The organism is Pseudomonas sp. GM50, assembly GCF_000282375.1.
GTDB lineage: Bacteria > Pseudomonadota > Gammaproteobacteria > Pseudomonadales > Pseudomonadaceae > Aquipseudomonas.
Genome location: NZ_AKJK01000044.1, coordinates 83,676 through 101,995 on the forward strand (window position 1 = coordinate 83,676; position 18,320 = coordinate 101,995).

23 protein-coding genes and 1 pseudogene are annotated in these 18,320 nt (G+C 58.5%); 12 read left to right on the plus strand and 12 right to left on the minus strand.

What is annotated here, in order from left to right:
* Nucleotides 1–43: 43 nt before the first annotated feature.
* The gene (locus PMI30_RS19320) at nucleotides 44–1,066 is read right to left on the minus strand and encodes a helix-turn-helix transcriptional regulator (RefSeq protein WP_008008529.1); all 1,023 of its coding nucleotides are present in this window, start codon (nucleotides 1,064–1,066) and stop codon (nucleotides 44–46) included.
* Between the two features lie 155 nt (nucleotides 1,067–1,221).
* On the opposite strand from PMI30_RS19320, the gene PMI30_RS19315 reads away from it, so the two are divergent.
* Complete coding sequence (locus PMI30_RS19315) at nucleotides 1,222–1,512, plus strand: DUF3630 family protein (protein WP_008008530.1); 291 nt, start codon at nucleotides 1,222–1,224, stop codon at nucleotides 1,510–1,512.
* Between the two features lie 96 nt (nucleotides 1,513–1,608).
* Here PMI30_RS19315 and PMI30_RS19310 read toward each other — a convergent pair whose 3' ends face one another.
* Together PMI30_RS19310 and ggt are read right to left on the minus strand one after the other, a co-directional pair.
* Complete coding sequence (locus PMI30_RS19310; protein ID WP_008008531.1) at nucleotides 1,609–2,142, minus strand: cysteine hydrolase family protein; 534 nt, start codon at nucleotides 2,140–2,142, stop codon at nucleotides 1,609–1,611.
* A 228-nt stretch (nucleotides 2,143–2,370) separates the two neighbouring features.
* On the minus strand, nucleotides 2,371–4,098 hold the full coding sequence (gene ggt / locus PMI30_RS19305) for a gamma-glutamyltransferase (protein ID WP_008008532.1): 1,728 nt from the start codon (nucleotides 4,096–4,098) through the stop codon (nucleotides 2,371–2,373).
* Between the two features lie 151 nt (nucleotides 4,099–4,249).
* On the opposite strand from ggt, the gene PMI30_RS19300 reads away from it, so the two are divergent.
* Complete coding sequence (locus PMI30_RS19300) at nucleotides 4,250–4,768, plus strand: methylated-DNA--[protein]-cysteine S-methyltransferase (RefSeq protein WP_008008533.1); 519 nt, start codon at nucleotides 4,250–4,252, stop codon at nucleotides 4,766–4,768.
* A 41-nt stretch (nucleotides 4,769–4,809) separates the two neighbouring features.
* On the opposite strand, the gene PMI30_RS19295 is transcribed toward PMI30_RS19300, so the two are convergent.
* From PMI30_RS19295 to PMI30_RS19265, 8 genes and pseudogenes are all read right to left on the minus strand, one after another.
* Nucleotides 4,810–5,628, minus strand: coding sequence for a helix-turn-helix transcriptional regulator (locus PMI30_RS19295; protein ID WP_008008534.1), 819 nt, complete (start codon nucleotides 5,626–5,628; stop codon nucleotides 4,810–4,812).
* A gap of 5 nt (nucleotides 5,629–5,633) precedes the next feature.
* Nucleotides 5,634–6,173 carry a kinase inhibitor gene (locus PMI30_RS19290; protein WP_008008535.1) on the minus strand — a complete coding sequence of 180 codons (540 nt, stop codon included), beginning with the start codon at nucleotides 6,171–6,173 and terminating at the stop codon, nucleotides 5,634–5,636.
* A gap of 125 nt (nucleotides 6,174–6,298) precedes the next feature.
* Nucleotides 6,299–6,892, minus strand: a complete 594-nt coding sequence (locus PMI30_RS19285) for an NUDIX domain-containing protein (RefSeq protein ID WP_008008537.1) — start codon at nucleotides 6,890–6,892, stop codon at nucleotides 6,299–6,301.
* A 112-nt stretch (nucleotides 6,893–7,004) separates the two neighbouring features.
* Nucleotides 7,005–8,039 (minus strand): annotated as a pseudogene (locus tag PMI30_RS19280) (chitinase); the annotation flags it as partial.
* A gap of 40 nt (nucleotides 8,040–8,079) precedes the next feature.
* A complete protein-coding gene (locus PMI30_RS19275) occupies nucleotides 8,080–8,715 on the minus strand; it encodes a lytic polysaccharide monooxygenase auxiliary activity family 9 protein (RefSeq protein WP_008008540.1) in 636 nt (211 codons plus the stop codon).
* A gap of 222 nt (nucleotides 8,716–8,937) precedes the next feature.
* Nucleotides 8,938–9,375 carry a hemerythrin domain-containing protein gene (locus tag PMI30_RS19270; RefSeq protein WP_008008541.1) on the minus strand — a complete coding sequence of 146 codons (438 nt, stop codon included), beginning with the start codon at nucleotides 9,373–9,375 and terminating at the stop codon, nucleotides 8,938–8,940.
* 76 nt (nucleotides 9,376–9,451) lie between these two features.
* Nucleotides 9,452–10,210, minus strand: coding sequence for a matrixin family metalloprotease (locus tag PMI30_RS0129605; protein ID WP_008008542.1), 759 nt, complete (start codon nucleotides 10,208–10,210; stop codon nucleotides 9,452–9,454).
* A 1-nt stretch (nucleotide 10,211) separates the two neighbouring features.
* The gene (locus PMI30_RS19265; RefSeq protein ID WP_008008543.1) at nucleotides 10,212–11,804 is read right to left on the minus strand and encodes a hypothetical protein; all 1,593 of its coding nucleotides are present in this window, start codon (nucleotides 11,802–11,804) and stop codon (nucleotides 10,212–10,214) included.
* A gap of 310 nt (nucleotides 11,805–12,114) precedes the next feature.
* Here PMI30_RS19265 and PMI30_RS19260 point away from each other — a divergent pair, with 310 nt between their 5' ends.
* Entirely contained in the window at nucleotides 12,115–12,546 is a 432-nt protein-coding gene (locus PMI30_RS19260) for a GNAT family N-acetyltransferase (protein ID WP_008008544.1), read from the plus strand.
* 151 nt (nucleotides 12,547–12,697) lie between these two features.
* On the opposite strand, the gene PMI30_RS19255 is transcribed toward PMI30_RS19260, so the two are convergent.
* The gene (locus tag PMI30_RS19255; RefSeq protein WP_008008545.1) at nucleotides 12,698–13,048 is read right to left on the minus strand and encodes a hypothetical protein; all 351 of its coding nucleotides are present in this window, start codon (nucleotides 13,046–13,048) and stop codon (nucleotides 12,698–12,700) included.
* A 162-nt stretch (nucleotides 13,049–13,210) separates the two neighbouring features.
* Between PMI30_RS19255 and PMI30_RS19250 the strand changes: the two genes are divergently transcribed.
* The 9 genes from PMI30_RS19250 (at nucleotide 13,211) to PMI30_RS19210 (ending at nucleotide 18,221) form a co-directional block, all read left to right on the plus strand.
* Nucleotides 13,211–13,465, plus strand: coding sequence for a hypothetical protein (locus tag PMI30_RS19250; RefSeq protein WP_008008546.1), 255 nt, complete (start codon nucleotides 13,211–13,213; stop codon nucleotides 13,463–13,465).
* Nucleotides 13,466–13,467: 2 nt separating this feature from the next.
* Nucleotides 13,468–13,797 carry a DUF6388 family protein gene (locus tag PMI30_RS19245; RefSeq protein WP_008008547.1) on the plus strand — a complete coding sequence of 110 codons (330 nt, stop codon included), beginning with the start codon at nucleotides 13,468–13,470 and terminating at the stop codon, nucleotides 13,795–13,797.
* 27 nt (nucleotides 13,798–13,824) lie between these two features.
* Nucleotides 13,825–14,529, plus strand: a complete 705-nt coding sequence (locus PMI30_RS19240) for a YoaK family protein (protein ID WP_008008548.1) — start codon at nucleotides 13,825–13,827, stop codon at nucleotides 14,527–14,529.
* A 223-nt stretch (nucleotides 14,530–14,752) separates the two neighbouring features.
* Nucleotides 14,753–15,145 carry a sulfurtransferase complex subunit TusD gene (gene tusD, locus PMI30_RS19235; protein WP_008008550.1) on the plus strand — a complete coding sequence of 131 codons (393 nt, stop codon included), beginning with the start codon at nucleotides 14,753–14,755 and terminating at the stop codon, nucleotides 15,143–15,145.
* 1 nt (nucleotide 15,146) lies between these two features.
* Nucleotides 15,147–15,509, plus strand: coding sequence for a sulfurtransferase complex subunit TusC (gene tusC, locus PMI30_RS19230; RefSeq protein WP_008008551.1), 363 nt, complete (start codon nucleotides 15,147–15,149; stop codon nucleotides 15,507–15,509).
* Nucleotides 15,509–15,802, plus strand: a complete 294-nt coding sequence (gene tusB / locus PMI30_RS19225) for a sulfurtransferase complex subunit TusB (protein ID WP_008008552.1) — start codon at nucleotides 15,509–15,511, stop codon at nucleotides 15,800–15,802. Before tusC ends, tusB begins: the two co-directional genes overlap by 1 nt.
* The gene (locus PMI30_RS19220; protein WP_007904907.1) at nucleotides 15,799–16,134 is read left to right on the plus strand and encodes a TusE/DsrC/DsvC family sulfur relay protein; all 336 of its coding nucleotides are present in this window, start codon (nucleotides 15,799–15,801) and stop codon (nucleotides 16,132–16,134) included. The genes tusB and PMI30_RS19220 overlap by 4 nt, the downstream gene beginning before the upstream one ends.
* The gene (locus PMI30_RS19215; RefSeq protein WP_008008553.1) at nucleotides 16,131–17,132 is read left to right on the plus strand and encodes a glycosyl transferase family protein; all 1,002 of its coding nucleotides are present in this window, start codon (nucleotides 16,131–16,133) and stop codon (nucleotides 17,130–17,132) included. Before PMI30_RS19220 ends, PMI30_RS19215 begins: the two co-directional genes overlap by 4 nt.
* A gap of 90 nt (nucleotides 17,133–17,222) precedes the next feature.
* Complete coding sequence (locus PMI30_RS19210; protein ID WP_008008554.1) at nucleotides 17,223–18,221, plus strand: glutathione S-transferase family protein; 999 nt, start codon at nucleotides 17,223–17,225, stop codon at nucleotides 18,219–18,221.
* Nucleotides 18,222–18,320 lie beyond the last annotated feature (99 nt).

An 18,320-nucleotide genomic window follows, 5' to 3' on the forward strand; every position in this document is an offset into this window, starting at 1 on the left:
CGCCGCACCGCTCGCTCCTACAGGGGGCGTGTTGTAGGCGGATTTAATCGCGGCGCGTCGCATCCGCGAGCGAGGTCGCGGAACGCAGGACTGAACCCAGTTCCACCTTGCTCTTCACGCCCAGTTGCAGGTAGCAGTTGCGCAAATAAGTGCGCACCGTCGCAGGGCTCAACTCCAGGATTTTGGCAATCTCCTTGTAGGAATGGCCGGCGGCAAACAGCATCGCTGCCGTTCGCTCGCGTGGCGCAAGCATCGCCCCGCGCGACTGGGCTTCGAGCGACAGGATAACGTGCTCGGCGTTAGGGCTCAGTGTCAGGGCGCAGCGGCCCAGACGCATCACGCAGGGTGCCTTTTGCAGTTGCGCGATCACCTGCGCGGGAAGCATTGAACCGTTCCAGCCGGGTAACTCACGTTCAATGGCTGCACACAGCGTTGCCCCCACGTACAGCAAGCTACCGTCCATACGCGCGACACCAAAGTCCGACGCCCCGTTGCCCGTGTCGAAGCGGATCATGTCCTGCACCTGAAATCGCCACAGCTGCAACAGATGGTCGCAGAAGGCGGAAAACAGATCGGCCTCGCTGTCGTTGAAAGCCGAGGCATCAATGCCTCGGTAGAGACAGACGAAGAACATCAAGCCGCTTTCGGGTAACTCGAAGGTGATGCACATCAGGTAGTAGAGGTCGTGGCGCCGAGCGAAGGCGTTCACTTCTTCATTGGGGTCGGTGAAGCCGCTGTCGCGCACGACCTCACCGGGTCGGCTCATGGTGTCTTGGGAGAATTTGTCGTTGCGCGCACACGTGTGCCACTCGGCGGCAAACGACTCGGGCAGATTGATTCGCCCGTGCATCCAGTTTCTGGGCGAAACATCGACGCCTGACCCGGACATCTCGCCCCACCAGGCCGAAGCGAAGGGCACCAGTTGGCTGAATGCCTGCAGGCCGTCGGTGATGAAGCGGGATGCACCGCGATCTCGGGCAAGACGCCCCAGGTGCAATACGCAAAGATTGAATGCCTGCAATGTTGCCATCGACGCCTTGGCACCGACCTCATCACCCTCCTCCATCGTTCTGATCCTGTTCGCTACATGGCGTATTATTTTTTTGACCATGCCATAGGCGCAGTGATTGCGTCCAGTTCTGGGGGTTGTCGAACACCAAAGTCGCTCACCACAAACTCTGCAGGAAGCGTAAAGTCACGATCGTCATCAAGGAGCAAAACATGACTCATCCGTTGTCCCCACCACTACGGGAAATTTATCTCTCGGAGACATCCGACCGGGACCTGTTTAATCGCATTGCCAGTGAACTGGAGCAAGGGCTGGGCGGGACCTGGACGGCACAGATCAATGGTTTGGATCAGCGTTATTGGGACCTGGCAGTCGAGGGGCAAACGATTACGCTGCATCTGGAACATTATCTGGGAATCATGCTGCTTGTGGAGGACGCGGATCCGAATTGGATCGCGTCGGAGCGTTTCCAGGCAGTGGTGCGGCGGTTGCAGACGGATTGAACGAAAACGGGCGCCATGATCGGCGCCCGTTTTACTTAAAGAAAAAATCACATCTAAGAATAACCTGACCGAGCAAACTCGCTCGTCTAGCGGTGTTCAGACTTTGATTACGCTGGCCGGCATCACATCGATTCGCGCCACGGAGCCGGTCAGGTGCGCCAGATCCTTGTTGTGTTCGGCGATGATGTCTTCGGCGCTCATCGTGCCGTTGTCGATGGTGGAATGGGCGTCGGCCACCAGCAAGACGTCGTAGCCCAATTGATGCGCCTGGCGAACGGTGGCGTTGATGCAGTAGTCGGTTTGCAGGCCGCAGATGATCAGGCGGTCGGCGTCCAGCTCTTGCAGCTGTTCATGCAAGTGGGTCTGGTAGAACGAATCCGGGGTGGTTTTGCGCACGCGCAAGTCTTCGGGTGAAGTCTTCAGACGGTCGGCCAGTTGCCAGCCTTCGCTGCCGTACTGCAGCAGGTCGCCCTCTTCTTCATGCTGGATCAGGATGACCGGGATGTTGGCGGTTCGGGCTTTGGTGCTGAGGTCGTTGATGGTGTCGATGACGCGCTGGATGTCGAAGCATTCATACTCGCCGGTGCACAGCGCGTGTTGGACATCGATGATCAGGAGTGCGGTGCTCATGGCTTCCTTCCTTAGATAGGTCGGTAGAACGATGGAATTCAACTCCCTTTTTAACCTGTAGCAACTGTCGAGTTTGCGAGGCTGCGTTCGAGCCCCGTAGGAGCTGCCGAAGGCTGCGATCTTTTGATCTTGCTTTCGCTGACATCAAAGGCAAAAGATCGCAGCCTTCGGCAGCGCCTACGGGGATCGGGGCCACCCGGGAGTTCAGGTGGCCGGTGATCGCCTGCTTTAGTAACCGAGTGACAACCCGGTATTACGCCGTGGATCGTTCGCGCCATAGAAGCGGTTCTTGCCCACTGGCTTGCCTTCCAGCGAAGGCGCACCTACCAGAATAGCTGCGATATGGTTCGGGTCTTGCGGCCCGGCAAATTTGTGCCCCCAGCTTTCGAGCATCTTCTTGGTGTCCGGGCTGGTGGCGAAGTTCTCCAGGTTGGTTTCTTCCGGCAGCCATTGCTGGTGGAAGCGCGGCGCATCCACCGCTTCCTGGATGTTCATGCCGTAGTCGATCACGTTGAGGATGGTCAGCAGTGTTGCGGTGATGATGCGGCTGCCACCGGGAGTGCCGACGACCATGACGACCTTGCCGTCCTTGGTGACGATGGTCGGGCTCATGGACGACAGCGGCGCTTTGCCAGGGGCGATGGCGTTGGCTTCGCCCTGCACCAGCCCGTACATGTTCGGCACGCCGATTTTCGAGGTGAAGTCGTCCATTTCATCGTTGAGGATGACCCCGGTTTTGCTCGCCATGACACCGGCGCCGAACCAGTCGTTGAGGGTGTAGGTCACCGACACCGCATTGCCCCATTTGTCGACGATCGAGTAATGGGTGGTATTGCTGCCTTCGTGGGGCGCCACGCCGGGTTTGATCTCGCGGGATACGCCGGCCTTCTGCGGGTCGATGGCTTCGCGGATTTTGGTCGCGTAGTTTTTATCCAGCAGATGAGCGATTGGATTTTTCACAAAGTCCGGGTCGCCGAGGTAGCTGTTGCGGTCCACATACGCGTGACGCATCGCTTCGATCTGATAGTGCATCGCCTGAGCCGAGCGGAAACCCAGGTCTTTCATCGGGTAGCCGTCGAGGATGTTCATGATCTCGCAGATCACCACGCCACCGGAGCTTGGCGGTGGCGCCGAGACCACGTGATAGCCACGGTAATCGCACTCGATCGGCGCCAGTTCGCGGGTCTGGTATTTGTCGAGGTCAGCCTGGGTGATGATGCCCTTGTTGGCCTGGCTGGAAGTGACGATGGCGTCGGCCACCCAGCCCTTATAGAAACCGTCGGCGCCCTTCTCGGAAATTTCCCGCAGGGTTTTGCTCAAGTCTTTTTGTACGAGTTTCTGGCCCACCTGCATCGGTTCGCCATTGCTCAGGAAGATCGAGCCCGAGTCGCGCATGTCTTTCTTGAAGACGTCGGTGGCGTACTCCAGCAAGTCGACATCGCCCTGTTCCAACACAAAACCGTCTTCGGCAAGCTTGATCGCCGGAGCGATCACTTCCTTGCGGGGTTTGGTACCGTATTTCTTCAGGGCCAGTTCCATGCCCGAGACGGTGCCCGGCACGCCAACGGCAAGATGGCCGCGTGTGCTCAGGTCCGGGATGACGTTGCCCGCTTTGTCGAGGTACATGTCGGGGGTCGCGGCCAGCGGGGCTTTTTCACGGAAGTCGAGGAAGGTCTTGCGCCCGTCCGCCAATTGAATCGTCATGAAACCGCCGCCGCCCAGGTTACCCGCCGCGGGGTACACCACCGCCAGCGCATAACCCACCGCAACGGCGGCATCGACGGCGTTGCCGCCATTCTTGAGCACATCGACGCCGACGTGGCTGGCCAGATGCTGGGCGGTGACGACCATGCCGTTTTCGGCTGCGACCGGGGCGACGGAGGCCGCGTGGCCGGTCAGGCAGCTCAGCGCCAATGCGGTTGCCACGAGCGATTTGGTAAAAGGTTCGAACTTCATGAGTCGGTCTCTTTTTGTTTTCAGGTTCTGTTCAAAAACAGCGGGAACGGTTCAAGAGCAGTAGGCAAGTATGGCTGGGATTGCGTATTGCGCCTCCCCGACGAGGCAGTATGCTGGGCCCCTGTTCAGCACTTTTGCGGAGTCCGCCGGCATGTCCTACACCTTCACCACCCTGGCGTCTCCGGTCGGCGAATTGAAACTGGTGGCGAAAGGCGCGCGACTGGCGGCCATCCTCTGGGAAAACGACAAACCGGGCCGGGTAAGGCTGGGACCGATGACTGAAGCGGCGGACAACCCGATCCTGGTGCGCACCGCACAGCAGTTGCAGGAATACTTCGCCGGCACGCGTAACCGTTTCGAGCTGGAACTGGACTTTGCCGGGACGGAATTTCAGCAGAAGGTATGGCAGGCGTTACTGACCATTCCGTTTGGCGAGACTCGCAGCTACAGCGAGATAGCCCGGCAGATCGGCAATCCCAGTGCGGTTCGCGCGGTGGGTGCGGCGAATGGCAAGAATCCGATTTCGATTATCGCGCCGTGTCATCGGGTGATTGGGGCGTCGGGGAAACTGACGGGGTTTGCCGGTGGGCTTGAGGCGAAAGAGCGGTTGCTGACGCTGGAGGGGTACGAGTGCCACGGGGCCGGCAGGATGGATGATTTGTTTATCTAACGGCCCCTACAAAAAGACAGGGAACATCTCTCAGCAATTACCTAGATCGCCGCCCGCAATTCCCGTGGCGACAGGCCATAGTGTGAGCGAAAACGCACTGCAAAACGTGAGGCCGAGGCGTAACCGCTGGCACCGGCAATTTCACCGATGGGGCGAGAAGTGGTTTGCAACCATTGCAGCGCCGTCGCCAGCCGAACGTTTTCCAGAATATTCCTGAAACTGCTCCCCTCATTGGCCAGTTGGCGACGCAACGTCGACTCCCCCAGGTTCAGGTGTTGTGCAACATGCGCAACAGTCCAGTCTCTCTCCGGGCTGCTCATTACCAACTGCTGCACCCGTTCGCACAGAGGATCGTTGCGATCCATCAGCAGCGGTCCGGCCTGGCCGCCGAGGCACAGGCTCAGAAGCACCGCTTCCCCATAGTGGGTGCGTAATGCATCCGGAGCATCCGCATTGATGGCCGCCAACAACTGATCCCATGCCTGTGTGGTATGCCTGTCCAGAGGGACACACAGGTCTGTCTTCTGGGCATGGCGATGGCTGATGATCTGCTGGCCATATCGGCTGCTGAAGTTACGCAGTGTCGAACCGGGAAAGGTCACCACATCGGCAATGTAGTGACCGTGAAGGCCGGGGAAGTTCGAGATGCCAAGCTCGCGCCCGGCCGGCATCAGAATCAGATGTTGCGGCCCTGCACGCATCTGCCGGTCATCCCATTGCAGCAGTTTTTCCCCCTGCCGCACTCGACACAAGGCGGTAGCGAATATCGGCACCCGTTGCAATGTATGGGGCTGTCGCGCCCGTATGACACACGCATCGATAATGTTTTCCCGGTGCTGTATGCCGACACAAGGGCGCATTGTTCTTAACGTCCGTAAGTTGAAGTGATGGTCGCTTTGGCCAAGGCGTTGGCATTGAGCATATAGCCCACCAAGGCGCCGCTGGCCTGGTTGTCGAGTGGTAGCTTATCGACTTTCAGCGCCCATACGGTGAATTGATAGCGATGCGGCTTATCCCCTACTGGAGGGCAAGCCCCGCCAAACCCCGGTTGGCCATAATCGGTTCGCCCTTGTACTGCACCGGCAGGCAGGTTCGAGCCGACCCCTCTTGGCAAACTGCTGGTTGAAGCGGGTAAGTTGACCACCGTCCAATGCCACCAGCCGCTGCCGGTCGGTGCATCGGGATCGTAGACCGTGATCGCGTAACTTTTAGTCCCCGCCGGGGCATTGCTCCAGGAAAGCTCGGGCGAAGTATTGCCCCCTTCGCAACCGAACCCCTGGAACACCTCGCGGCTGGTCAACGGGCGGTTTTCAGCAATATCCTGGCTCTTCAGCGAGAAGTCGGCAGCGTGTCCAGTGAGCACGACCCCCATGGACAATGCGGATAGGATTATTCTGATGTTCATCGTGACCTCATCTGAGTGTTGGCGTGAGGCACGAGTTTAGAGAGAGCAAAGGCTGGTTACTGTGCCGAAATGCTCGACCATTGTGCCTGAACGCTCTCTCAATTCAGAGACCAATCCAATCCTGCTCAAACCGCTCCGAAGATGTTTTTCATCGCCGCATACTGCAGCAGCATGATGGTCTTGGCATCGCAGATTTCCCCGCGATAGAACGCCGCCAACGCCTCGTCGAACGTCCACTCCAGCACTTCCAGCTCTTCGGTTTCTTCCTCCAGCCCGCCGCCATCACTGACTTTGGAAGAGGCGTCGTACTCGGCGATGAAGAAATGCAGCTTTTCAGTCACCGAACCGGGGCTCATGTAGGCTTCGAAAACCTTCTGCACATGGTGGACGCGATAGCCGGTTTCCTCCTCGGCCTCAGCGCGAATGCGCTCTTCAGGCGCAACGCCTTCCAGCAGGCCCGCCGCCACTTCAATCAGCAAACCATCGTGGCCGTTGACGAACACCGGCAGCCTGAACTGGCGGGTCAGCACAACGGTTTTCTTCTCGCGGTTGAACAGCAGAATGGCCGCGCCATTGCCCCGGTCGTAGACTTCGCGAGTCTGACGCTGCCAGTCGCCGTTGTTGCGCAAATAATCGAAAGTGATTTTCTTCAGCAGATACCAGTCGTGGGACAGCACCTGGGACTCGATGATGTTGACCCGCTCGGCTGTGTTCGACATGACAATCCATCCCTATTTTCGTCAGAAGGCGTCCATGTTAGGCGAAAACAGAAAAGCCCGGCATGACTGCCGGGCTTCTTTTTTATCGCTGGTTGGCGATTTCAGGAATCGCTGCGGTTTCCTCTTGAGAAGACAGCTGCTGGCCGTGGATCAACGGTCCATAACGCCGACTGAACTCCCAGTTGTACGCAACGTTGTCCTTGCTGACCCCGTTGTCCCAGTTCACCGACCACGTCATCAGGCCTTTGATGGGAAGCCCCTTGGCGTCGAGGCGCTTGAAGGCGTTCACCACATCGGTCGGATTGATCACATAGCCGGTGGCCGCCGCATCGACGTTGGACGGCAGGCCAATGACGAACTTGTCCGCAGGAATCTTCGTATACCCGCGAGTGCCGGTCACCAGACTTTCGGTCAGGTAGAACAGGAAGTCCTCCTTCATCGCGTCATTGTTCTGGGCGATCCAGGCACCAGCGCCATTGTTGGCTTCCGGCACCCAGAGGCCGTCGCCGCCCTGGTTGTAATACTGCGGCGCGATGAAGTCGTAATAGCCTTCCAGCGCCTGGAGGTAGCCGACGTATTTGCCGGAAGTGGACAGGTACGGAAACTCCGGCGCCATGCTGATGATGAAGTGTTTGCCTTCGCCGGCGTAATGATCCTTCACCAGTTTCAGGGCGGCGGGCAGGACGGTCTTGTTGTCGGCGAAATCAATCGCGCTCTGTTCAAGATCGATGTCCAGCCCATCGAAGCCGTAGGTTTCGACCAGTCGGATGATTTCGTTGGCCAGCGGCTGTTCGTTACCTTTGTGCAGCTCGATATGCGCGTCGGCGCCACCAAGGGAAATCAGTACCGCCCTGCCCTGGCTGTTCAGCACGCCGACCTGACGGCGGAACTCGGCGTCGGACAGGTTGTAAGGCTTGAAGGTCGGGATGCCGTTGCCCTTCATGAAGGCCACGGCCACCACGTTGTACTCCTTGGGTACGTCCGCCAGGTTCATGTTGGCGAACTTCCCGCGCTGGTAACCGTCACTCGGGCCAGCCGGCCAGTTGTGCCAGAAGCCCATGAGGATCTTTTTACCGGCGATCGAGGGCATCAACGAAGCGGCGTCGCTCAGTTGAGATTTGAGTAATGAAAAGTCGATTTTTGACATGTTCTAATCCTTCAGAACGTGTTGATTCAGAGGTTTGGCGTTACTTGAAATCCACGTCGAACGCTTGATAGAACGCGTTGCCCGTGTTGGCCACGATCCACATCAGCACGATGACGTGATGGCCCTGCTTGTTGGCCGGCAATTTCACTTCGTGGTTGACCTTGGCCTTCATCTCGGCCGAATGGCTGTAGTACGGCACCTGGGTGTAGAAGTCATCGAAGAACGGTTGTGCCTCCAGTTGCGCGCGGCTGATGCGTCGTTTCGGGTCCCAGCCGTCCTTGGTGATGAGCCAGCGATAGCCACGGGTGACGTGGGGCGCGGTGTATTCCCAAGTGACCTTGAAGGTCTGGCCAGGGGCGACATTCAATAGCGGCCAGGCGAACGGACGATTGAGTTTTTTGCTCATTTCCTCGTTGGTGAAGTTGATGCAATCACGGTCGTCGACCTTGCCGCCGCTGAGGATGTGGCCGTCGGCGGGAGGGGTCACGCTGTCGCTGTCGGTTTGATACGGCACCGGGAACGGGCCTGCGGTAGGCGACGGGAAATTCTTGCCGCCTTCCATTTCGTTGACCTGCCAGTTACCCAGCAATCCCAGCTCCACGGCAACCGCGCCGCGGCTGAAGGGGGATGTGACACGACCGTGTCGAAGTTGCGTTTGAGTCTGTGGTTGGTTCATCTTTTTCACTCCGTTGATTGAAGAACTCTCCTTCCCGAGGAGAGGCCTTCAACCTAACGGAGCTGGTTTTTTTGTCCATTGGCTCATTTCTGGGGTGGATCATGCGTTTGCGAACCATTCGCCCGAAAACACTGGATGCACAACCAGCTCACCAAATCAAATCCTACGAGCCTTGTGGCAAAAGGATTACAGCGCAAGGTAACGATTGGCACGCTTTCATCCTCAGGAAAGTTGCGCCTTGTATTCTTTCTGATACTGCCCGGCGAGGGCTTCTTTCTGTTGGTCGTCGAGCAACTTGCCGGCCATCTGGAAGAACTTCTGCTCCTCCTCTTTCAAGTGGTGATGGACCTTCTCCGAGAGCTTTTTCGCCGTTGCCAACCAGGACGGACTGGACATTTCGGTCGCATCCAGCGCTTCCATCATCTCGTCCATTTCGTGGTGTTCGGAGATGGCGTGGCGGCTAAGATCCACACCGTTGTCGAACTCCATCAGCGGCATGTAGAAGTGGCGTTCTTCAGCGGTTTCGTGGGCCTGAAGCTCGGATTTGAGCCGTTTGTAAGCCTCGGCCCGTTCCGGGGTGTCGCCACGGGTTTGAATCAGTGCAACGGCATAGCGGCGCTGACGATCGTGGCTTTCGCGCAAGGCTTCGAAAATATTCACGGGCTGTTCCTCATAGGCGACGCTATTGAGGCTAGACCTCTTGGCATGCTTGGGGTTCCCCCCTGCGAGCGACGACTCAGGTTCTGCTGCCATACAGACGTCGCACAGCCTCGATGTCCTTCTCGCTCAGCAGACCGTGATTGTTCCAGTCCTTATTGCAGTAATTCATGATCGACTGCGGATCGTAGACCGTGATGTTCAAATCCGGAAAGTCGCCGCTCTTGTAAGTGTCGCGACACCAATCGGTTGCCTCATTGGGGGAATACTTACGATTCTGTTCATGGGCCAACCCCAGCGCATGTCCGAATTCATGCACGGCTACGGCACGCACACAGAACTCAACGCGGTTTTTGCATTTAGTGTTGGTCGCATAATCCACACGCAACATCATGCCGTTTTGAACGTTGGTCAGACGCTGTCCGAGGGACACCGTCCCGGACGCATCAGCGCTGATACCGATACGAATGCCAAACTCCAGATCCTGGCATTGCCCCCACCCTTGGAATGAAACCATGCCATAGCGCTGCCAGGATTTAACCACGGCGTCCCGAACAGCAGCCCTAAACACCTCAGGAGAATCGGCAAGGCGTTCCCAACAGACGTCTATCGGCTTCTCGCCCGTGCGCGTCCAGCCTGGCTTGTCCCAGACGTTGTCTTTCTGCACCGCGCCAAACGGATAGAGGACAAATCGATTGCCTTTGAAGGTGATGGCAAAGGCACCGGAAGGCTCGTGGATCGTCTCTAGCGGATCGGCTCTGGCGTCAAGAGGCGACCAGACCGGCACAGCCAAAATGATCAACATCCAGACCGAGTGAGGTTTACCAGGCTTCTTCATGTCAAGACTCCCGGGCGTTTGCCAATGCTTGCTCGCCCTCTCGTACCTGACGTTGCGCTTCAAGCAAGGCGATATGGGCGTTCAGCCTGGCAGTCTCGGCCTTGACGTCACTTAACGACGTATCCTGGCTGCTTTGCACACTCAGCTCATTGATCTGGCGGGTCTTTTGCAGCACCGCAATCCGGGCATCAAGTTCATCCAGCTCTGATTGCCGCTGCGCCTGCACCTGAGCCTTGGTATCGGTCAGTTGCTTGAGCTCATGGGCTTGTCGCGCATCCCTGTAGGCCACTGCCTGATCCAGGCCGGCGGACACGGTTTCTGCCAATTGTTGACCGCGCGCGGCTTTCTCGTCGTAACTGATCGTTGCGATACCACCATTCTCGCGGAACACAACCTTGAGCTCGTTGTTCTGGAACACACCATTTCGAAATGTCAGCATTCGCAACTTGCCCAGTTGCGGCACCATCACGATACTGCTGACCACCACTCCCGTTGCCCCATCGACGTTGCAATTGCGTAGGTCAGACACTTCACAAATCAACAAGCGCGCCGCAACAGGGTCACGGTAAAGCAACCCCTCGCCATCGTCGGCGTCCACAGCCTTGTGATCACACAGTTGGGTGTCGCTGCATGGCACGGCATCTGCTGTCTTGACCACCGGAACGAGTCGGCCTTTCAAATTAAGCGTGGCGGAAAGTTGAGCGTCGCTGTAGCCGTTGGCAACAGGCCGTCGCTGGAAAAGTGCCAAAAGAGCAGCTTTGCTGTGGGCACTGGGTGCTTCGTTCAGCTCCGTCTGCTTGTAGGTTCGCGGCCAGATAATCTCTTCAGTGATGGACACCCTTTTAATCAGGCGGGCCAGCGATTGATCGGCTTTGGCAACTCGTTTACTTTGCACCGAAGCTTCTTTCTGCACCTTATCCAACTGATTTTTTAGCGCCTGGGACAGCCCTCCCAGACCAGCCAGCCGTTCCATCCGTGCCACTTCGTCGGTCAGGATCACCAACTGCTCGGTTTGTGCTTCCAGGTTGCCGGTTTCTGCCTGGATCTCCTTCAATGCCGAAAGCGTCGTGGCGCTGCAGACGTAGGTTGAAGGTGGTTCAGGCGGCCCCTCACGCGGCTCCTCGCTCAGATTCACCAGCGGCACCCCGCTGACCAGGCTCAAAAGACTGAAGCCACTCTTTACAACGCTACCGGCGATCGCCTTGGTCTGATCTTCGGCGGCTGCGTTCAAGCTTTTGATGACACCACTGTCGTAAGTTTCCAGCGAGAGTCGGGAGACTTTGCTCCAACCCGCCATTTTTTCGCTGTCGACGGAAATGCGCTCGCCCACGATGTAGGACGGATCGGCTTCGACTTTGGTCAGGAAGCGAATGTCGGGAGTGCCCGCTTCGTTGGTACATTGCAGCAGCGTGCGACGTACCGATATTTTGAACTGCAGCATCGGCAGTCCATAGCCACCGCCCATTTCGATAAAGGTTTTATCAGGAGCATGGGTGTAAGGCCCATAGCCATCCTGGCGACTTTGCAGGTGAGTCGTACAGCCTGCGTGGAAAATCATGGCGAGCGCTAAACATGCAAACGGTGCCTTGTTCATTAGTCATCCTTGCATTAATGAAACTCATGCCCGAGAAAAATTCGTCCAGATTTTCTCCCCAGACGGTTTGGCGGCGACACGTTCAGAAAACAGACTTGCTCGAGCAGCCGTTTGAAGCGTTACCATGACTAATAGCTTAATGGCATCACTTGTCAAACTTGGCTGGGTACGCCGCAATTGGCAAAAGGACGTCAGACGACAGACCCAGCGCTCGAGGCCCCTGCAATTGCATGATCCGCCAGGATGAATCAACCACAGAGATCACGATAGGCTGATTCCGGCTATCTCTCTTCACCATAAGGATGTCGCCATGCCCCTGAGAATCGAACGTTCACATAACCCCACGGAAGAAGAACGCTTGGCCATCCTCACACCGCTGCGCGCTTACAACGCCTCAAAGGCCGGGGCCACGGTGTCGGAGCAGATTGCTTTGCTGGTACGCAATGACAGCGACGAGATTCTCGGCGGGCTTTATGGCCGAGTGTTTTACCAGTGGTTTTTCATTGAGTTGTTGTCGGTGCCGGAGCAGGCCCGGGGACAAGGGATGGGCTCGAAGCTGATGCAGATGGCCGAAGACCTGGCGCGGGAGAAGGAATGCGTGGGGATCTGGCTGGACACCTTCGACTTCCAGGCGCCGGAGTTTTACAAGAAGCACGGCTACAGCGAATTGGGGCACATCGCCGATTACCCGCCGGGCCACAAGCGCTTCTTTTTCCAGAAGCGCCTCATTAACACTGATTAAGACGCGCAACCTGTGGGAGCGGGCTTGCTCGCGAAGCTTTTGGCGCCCCTGAAGGCCCCTTCGCGAGCAAGTCGGATCGCCGCACCGCCGCTCCCACATTGGAATGGCGTCGGCCGATCGTCTGGGGATTGAGCCTCAAACTGCAGACTGTTCAGAGACAGGTCGCCAACGCCGCCAATCGGCGCTTGGCGACAAAATCGTCATGCTGCGCGTAGTAACTCAACGCTGTACCCGAGGCGTCGGTGCTCACGTCCACGAAGGACTCGGCCGAACGGGTATACACCGTGGAGCCACCCTTCTTGCCCGGCTGCAGATACGCACCCGCATCGACGCCGAACACCGCTTCGTCCTGCCAGGCAAACTGCACGCACTGGGCGACGACTTTTTCCGGTTTGTCCGAGGTCAGGGTTTTGTACGGGGTTTTGGTGCGGGCGTCATTCATCGCCGATCCGGCGCAGCCCGCCAGCAAGGTTGCGGCCAGCGCCACCATCAGAATTCGCATTGCGTTCGCTCATCAAGAAAAAGCGGACTGTATCACCGCGGCGCGGCGTATCGTTCTGCTTTACTTCATTTATACCGCGACACCGCGCAACGATTCGCGCACCCTGTCGCGCCATTAACGCCGCATCGCCCATTTTCCCGGGCGCATTTTTCTGGAAAGGTCATGACACCCAACGCCGAATACTACAAACCGACCGCTGAATACGCCGACAAGCTGATCAGCCAGATCGGTCAGACGCCTTCCTGGATCGCCAAGCGAATTGGCGTCACCGACAAACGGATTCGTTACATTCTCGATGGCGAAAGAACCGTCAAAGGCGAAACCACGCCGATCCAGATGACCTACCCCGAGCAGTTTGCGCTCGAGTGTCTGGCCGCGGCCGCCAAGGCGAGCAAAAAGCAGTCTTCCAAGGAGTGACCATGGCGGCAACCGAACAGCAACACGAGCAGGCGCTGAAAAAGTTTCTCGATGAGCGTCCTGAATTGCGCGTCGAACTGGACAACCTGAATCCACTATTGGCCCAAGCCAAGGGCGTGACAGTGGCGCAGTACCGCGACGAGCGCTTGCATGAAGCGTTCGAAGCCGAGGCTGAGCGCCTGGGTCTGTTTGCCTGGGAGCTGACACTGCAACTGACTGCCGCCACACCCGAGGACTACCAGGCCCAACGCCTGGAGGTGCACAAGGAAGTCGCGGAGATGGCCGGCATGGACTGGCTGGAGTATTGCGAGTTATATGGGTTAACCAAATAATCTCGCTGCTCAAGGAAGCCTTCATCGATGCTGCCTTCGCCCTCAAGCACCCGGGCCACACCGGGCCATTTGCATACCCATAAATGGCGCGGGCGCATCGGCCTGTCGCTGGTCGCCAGTTTGTCGGTGCTCGCCGGCATGACCGATGCCATCGGCTTCATGGCCAGCGGCGACTTCGTGTCCTTCATGAGCGGTAACACCACCCGTCTGGCCGTGGCGATCAGCGATGGCGACCTCGGGCTGACCCTGCGCCTGGTAATCCTCGTGGCCACATTTGTCGCCGGCAACGCCTTGGGCATTGTCGTCAGCCGGCTCGGTGGCCGACGGGCGTTGCCGTTGCTGCTGTGCATTGCCACCCTGCTCTGCGGCGCTGCGGCATGGCCCTATGAGACGCAATTGCCTGCGCTGCTGGCGGCGATCATCGCCATGGGCATGCTCAATGCCGCCGTGGAAGAAGTGAACGGCCTGCCGGTCGGGCTGACTTACGTCACCGGGGCATTGTCGCGGTTTGGCCGTGGGCTGGGGCGGTGGATGCTTGGCGAGCGGCGCAACGGCTGGCGAGTGCAATTGATCCCGTGGGCCGGGATGTTTGCCGGCGCGGTGCTGGGTGCAGTGCTGGAACATCATCTTGGGCTCAAGGCGCTGTTTGTCAGCGGGCTGCTGGCCGGGGTGCTGGGGGTGCTGTCGTTGAAGATACCGCGGCGTTGGCAGTTGGGTTACATGCCGCGCTGATTGGGTTATCACATTCAGCATTGATGTTGCCTGATACTCCGCTATCGCGAGCAGGCTCGCTCCCACAGGGGTCTGTGGTGGATTTCAATGCCATATACGACACAAATCCCTTGTGGGAGCGAGCCTGCTCGCGATAGCAGCGACTCGGTCTACGAGCAAACGCCCTTCGCCGCCCCGCCGATAAAGCTTTATCATGGCCGCAGTTTCGCTGATCGAGTCCGTCATGAAGTTCGCCATTGCGCTGTTTTCCGCCGCCCATGCGCCCTCCTCGCGCCGCGCCTTGCTGTTCGCCCAGGCCGCTCTGGCCGGCGGGCATGAAATTGTCCGGCTGTTTTTCTATCAGGATGGCGTCTACAACGCGTCCGCCAGCGTGGTCACGCCTCAGGATGAGCAGGACTTGCCCAAGCAGTGGCGCAACTTTGTCAGCGAGCATCAACTCGATGGCGTGGTCTGCATCGCCGCCGCCCTGCGCCGTGGGGTGTTGAACGAGGAAGAAGCCCAACGCTATCAGCGTGAAGCGGTAGCGGTGGGTGCGCCGTGGGAATTGTCCGGTCTCGGCCAGTTGCATGACGCGGTGCAAGACGCTGACCGCTTGATCTGTTTCGGAGGCGCGTGAGATGGCTAAATCCTTGCTGATTATCAGCCGCCAGGCGCCGTGGTCCGGGCCGAATGCGCGCGAAGCACTGGACATCGTCCTGGCCGGCGGTGCCTTCGATCTGCCGATCGGCCTGCTGTTTCTCGATGACGGTGTGTTCCAGCTCGCCAATGAACAGAACGCCAAAGCCCTGCAACAGAAAGACCTGAGCGCCAATCTGCAAGCCTTGCCGATGTTCGGCGTCGAAGAGCTGTTCGTCTGTGGTGAAAGCGCCGCGACCCGTGGTCTGGACCCCGAAAACCTGTCACTTGAAGAAGCCCGGGTACTGACCACCCAGGACATCACCGCCCTCATTGACCGTTACGACCAGGTGATCACCCTCTGATGTCGACTTTGCATGTGTTGTCTCATTCCCCTTTCGGCGACGAGCGTCTGAGCAGTTGCCTGCGTGTGATCGGCGCCAACGATGCGCTGCTGCTCAGTGGCGACGCGGCCTATGCCTTGCAGCCAGGCACTGTGCCGTTCGGCGCGCTGCACGCCCGCCAATTGAAACTGTTCGTGCTGGCCGAAGATGCTCAAGCGCGGGCTCTGCAAGTCCCGGACTGGGCCAAGGCCATCGATTACCCGGCCTTCGTCGAACTGTCGATTCACTACGACAAGGTCAACAGTTGGCTATGAAATCCATGACGGTCGGCGCCCGCGCCATTGAACTGGACAAGGACGGTTTCCTGGTCGAACTGAGTGACTGGTCTGCCGAGGTGGCCGCCGCCCTCGCTGCCGCCGAAGACATCGAGTTGAGCCCGGAACACTGGGAGATCCTCGAACTGCTGCGCAGTTTCTACGACGAATTCCAGCTGTCCCCGGCGACCCGCCCGCTGATCAAGTACACCGCATTGAAACTCGGCCCCGACAAGGGCAACAGCCTGCACCTGAACCGACTGTTCAAAGGCACCCCTGCCAAACTCGCCGCGAAACTGGCGGGCCTGCCCAAACCGACGAATTGCTTATGACCGACTATCCAGCACTGACCCTCGAAACGCCCGCCGAGCACCCGTTCGCCCAGTTCGTGCGGATTCTTGGCAAAGGTAAACGCGGTGCCCGCAACCTGACTCGCGAAGAAGCCCGCGAGGCCATGGGCCTGTTGCTCGACGACAAGGTCGAGGACACCCAACTCGGCGCGTTCCTGATGCTGTTGCGACACAAGGAAGAAAGCGCCGAGGAAATGGCCGGGTTCACCGAAGCCTTGCGTGAACGCCTGAATCCGCCAGCGCTGGCGGTCGATCTGGACTGGCCGACGTATGCCGGCAAGAAGCGCCACTTGCCGTGGTACCTGCTGGCGGCCAAGTGCCTGGCACAGAACGGCGTGCGCATCTTCATGCATGGCGGCGGTGCGCACACGGCCGGTCGGCTGTACAGCGAACAACTGCTCGAAACACTGAACATCCCACTGTGCCGCACCTGGCAGCAGGTCGACGCTGCGCTCGATCAGGGCGGCCTGGCGTTCATGCCATTGGTGGACTGGGCTCCGCAACTTCAGCGGATGATCGACCTGCGCAACACCTTGGGCCTGCGCTCGCCGATCCATTCCCTGGCGCGGATTCTCAACCCGTTGGGCGCTCGCTGTGGCCTGCAAAGCATTTTCCACCCTGGCTATCAGGCCGTGCATCGCGATGCCAGCGGTTTGCTCGGCGACACCGCCATCGTCATCAAGGGCGACGGCGGTGAAATCGAGATCAACCCGGACGCCGACAGTCACCTGTATGGCACCACTGGCGGCGAAAGCTGGGATGAAGAATGGCCGCAGCTGTCGACCCAGCGCCACGTCAAACCGGCCAGCCTCGATCCGGAGCATTTGAAAGCGGTGTGGCGTGGCGACGTGGTCGACAGCTACCCGCAAATGGCGCTGATCTCGACCATGGCCCTGGCGTTGCGCGGCCTCGGCCAGCCCCGCGAGCAAGCGTTCGAAACCGCCCAGCAGTACTGGGACGCCCGGGACAAATCGATTTAATCGATCATTACTGCCTAACCTTTGCGCTTTTTGTTCGAACCCATGCGCATAGACTCCTCTCCAACGCTTATCGGTTGAGGAGTTTTGAACATGGGTTTGTTAGTCGAAGGCCGCTGGCAAGATCAGTGGTATGAAAGCAAGGACGGCACCTTCCAGCGCGAACAGGCGCAACGTCGCCACTGGCTGACCGCCGACGGCAAGCCAGGCCCGACCGGCGTCGGTGGTTTTGCCGCCGAGGCCGGGCGCTATCATCTCTACGTCTCCCTCGCCTGCCCATGGGCTCATCGCACGTTGATCCTGCGCAAACTCAAAGGCCTCGAAAGCCTGATCGACGTGTCGGTGGTCAGTTGGCTGATGCTGGAAAACGGCTGGACCTTTGACAAGAACCTGGGCTCGACCGGCGACAAGCTCGATCACTTCAATTTCATGCACCAGCGCTACACCGTCGATACCGCTAACTACACCGGCCGCGTCACGGTGCCGGTGCTCTGGGACAAACAGACGAATCGCATCGTCAACAATGAGTCGGCGGAAATCATCCGCATGTTCAACAGCGCGTTCGATGATTTGACCGGCAACGACCTGGATTTCTACCCGGCTCCCTTGCGAAACGAAATTGACGCCATGAACGAGCGGATTTATCCGGCGGTGAACAACGGCGTGTACCGCGCCGGGTTTGCCACCTCGCAGCAGGCTTATGAAGAAGCGTTCGATGAACTGTTTGGTGAGCTGGATCGGCTGGAGCAATTGCTGGGCGCCAATCGTTACCTGACGGGTGAATACCTGACCGAAGCCGACATCAGGCTATTCACTACCCTGATTCGCTTTGATGCGGTGTATTACGGCCACTTCAAATGCAATTTGCGGCGAATTGCCGATTATCCGAATCTGTCGAACTGGCTACGGGAGATTTATCAGTGGCCAGGGATTGCCGAGACGGTGGATTTCACCCATATCAAGAACCACTACTACGGTAGCCACAAGACCATCAATCCGACTGGGATCGTACCTAAAGGGCCGGCGCAGGATTTCACTGCGGTTCATGATCGGGCACGGTTGAAGGGGAAAGGGGTTTGGCGCAAGGCCTGAAGTTTATTCAGGATTTAGGGCCTCATCGCGAGCAGGCTCGCTCCCACATTTGATTTGCGTCGTTCACAAATCCCTGTGGGAGCGAGCCTGCTCGCGATG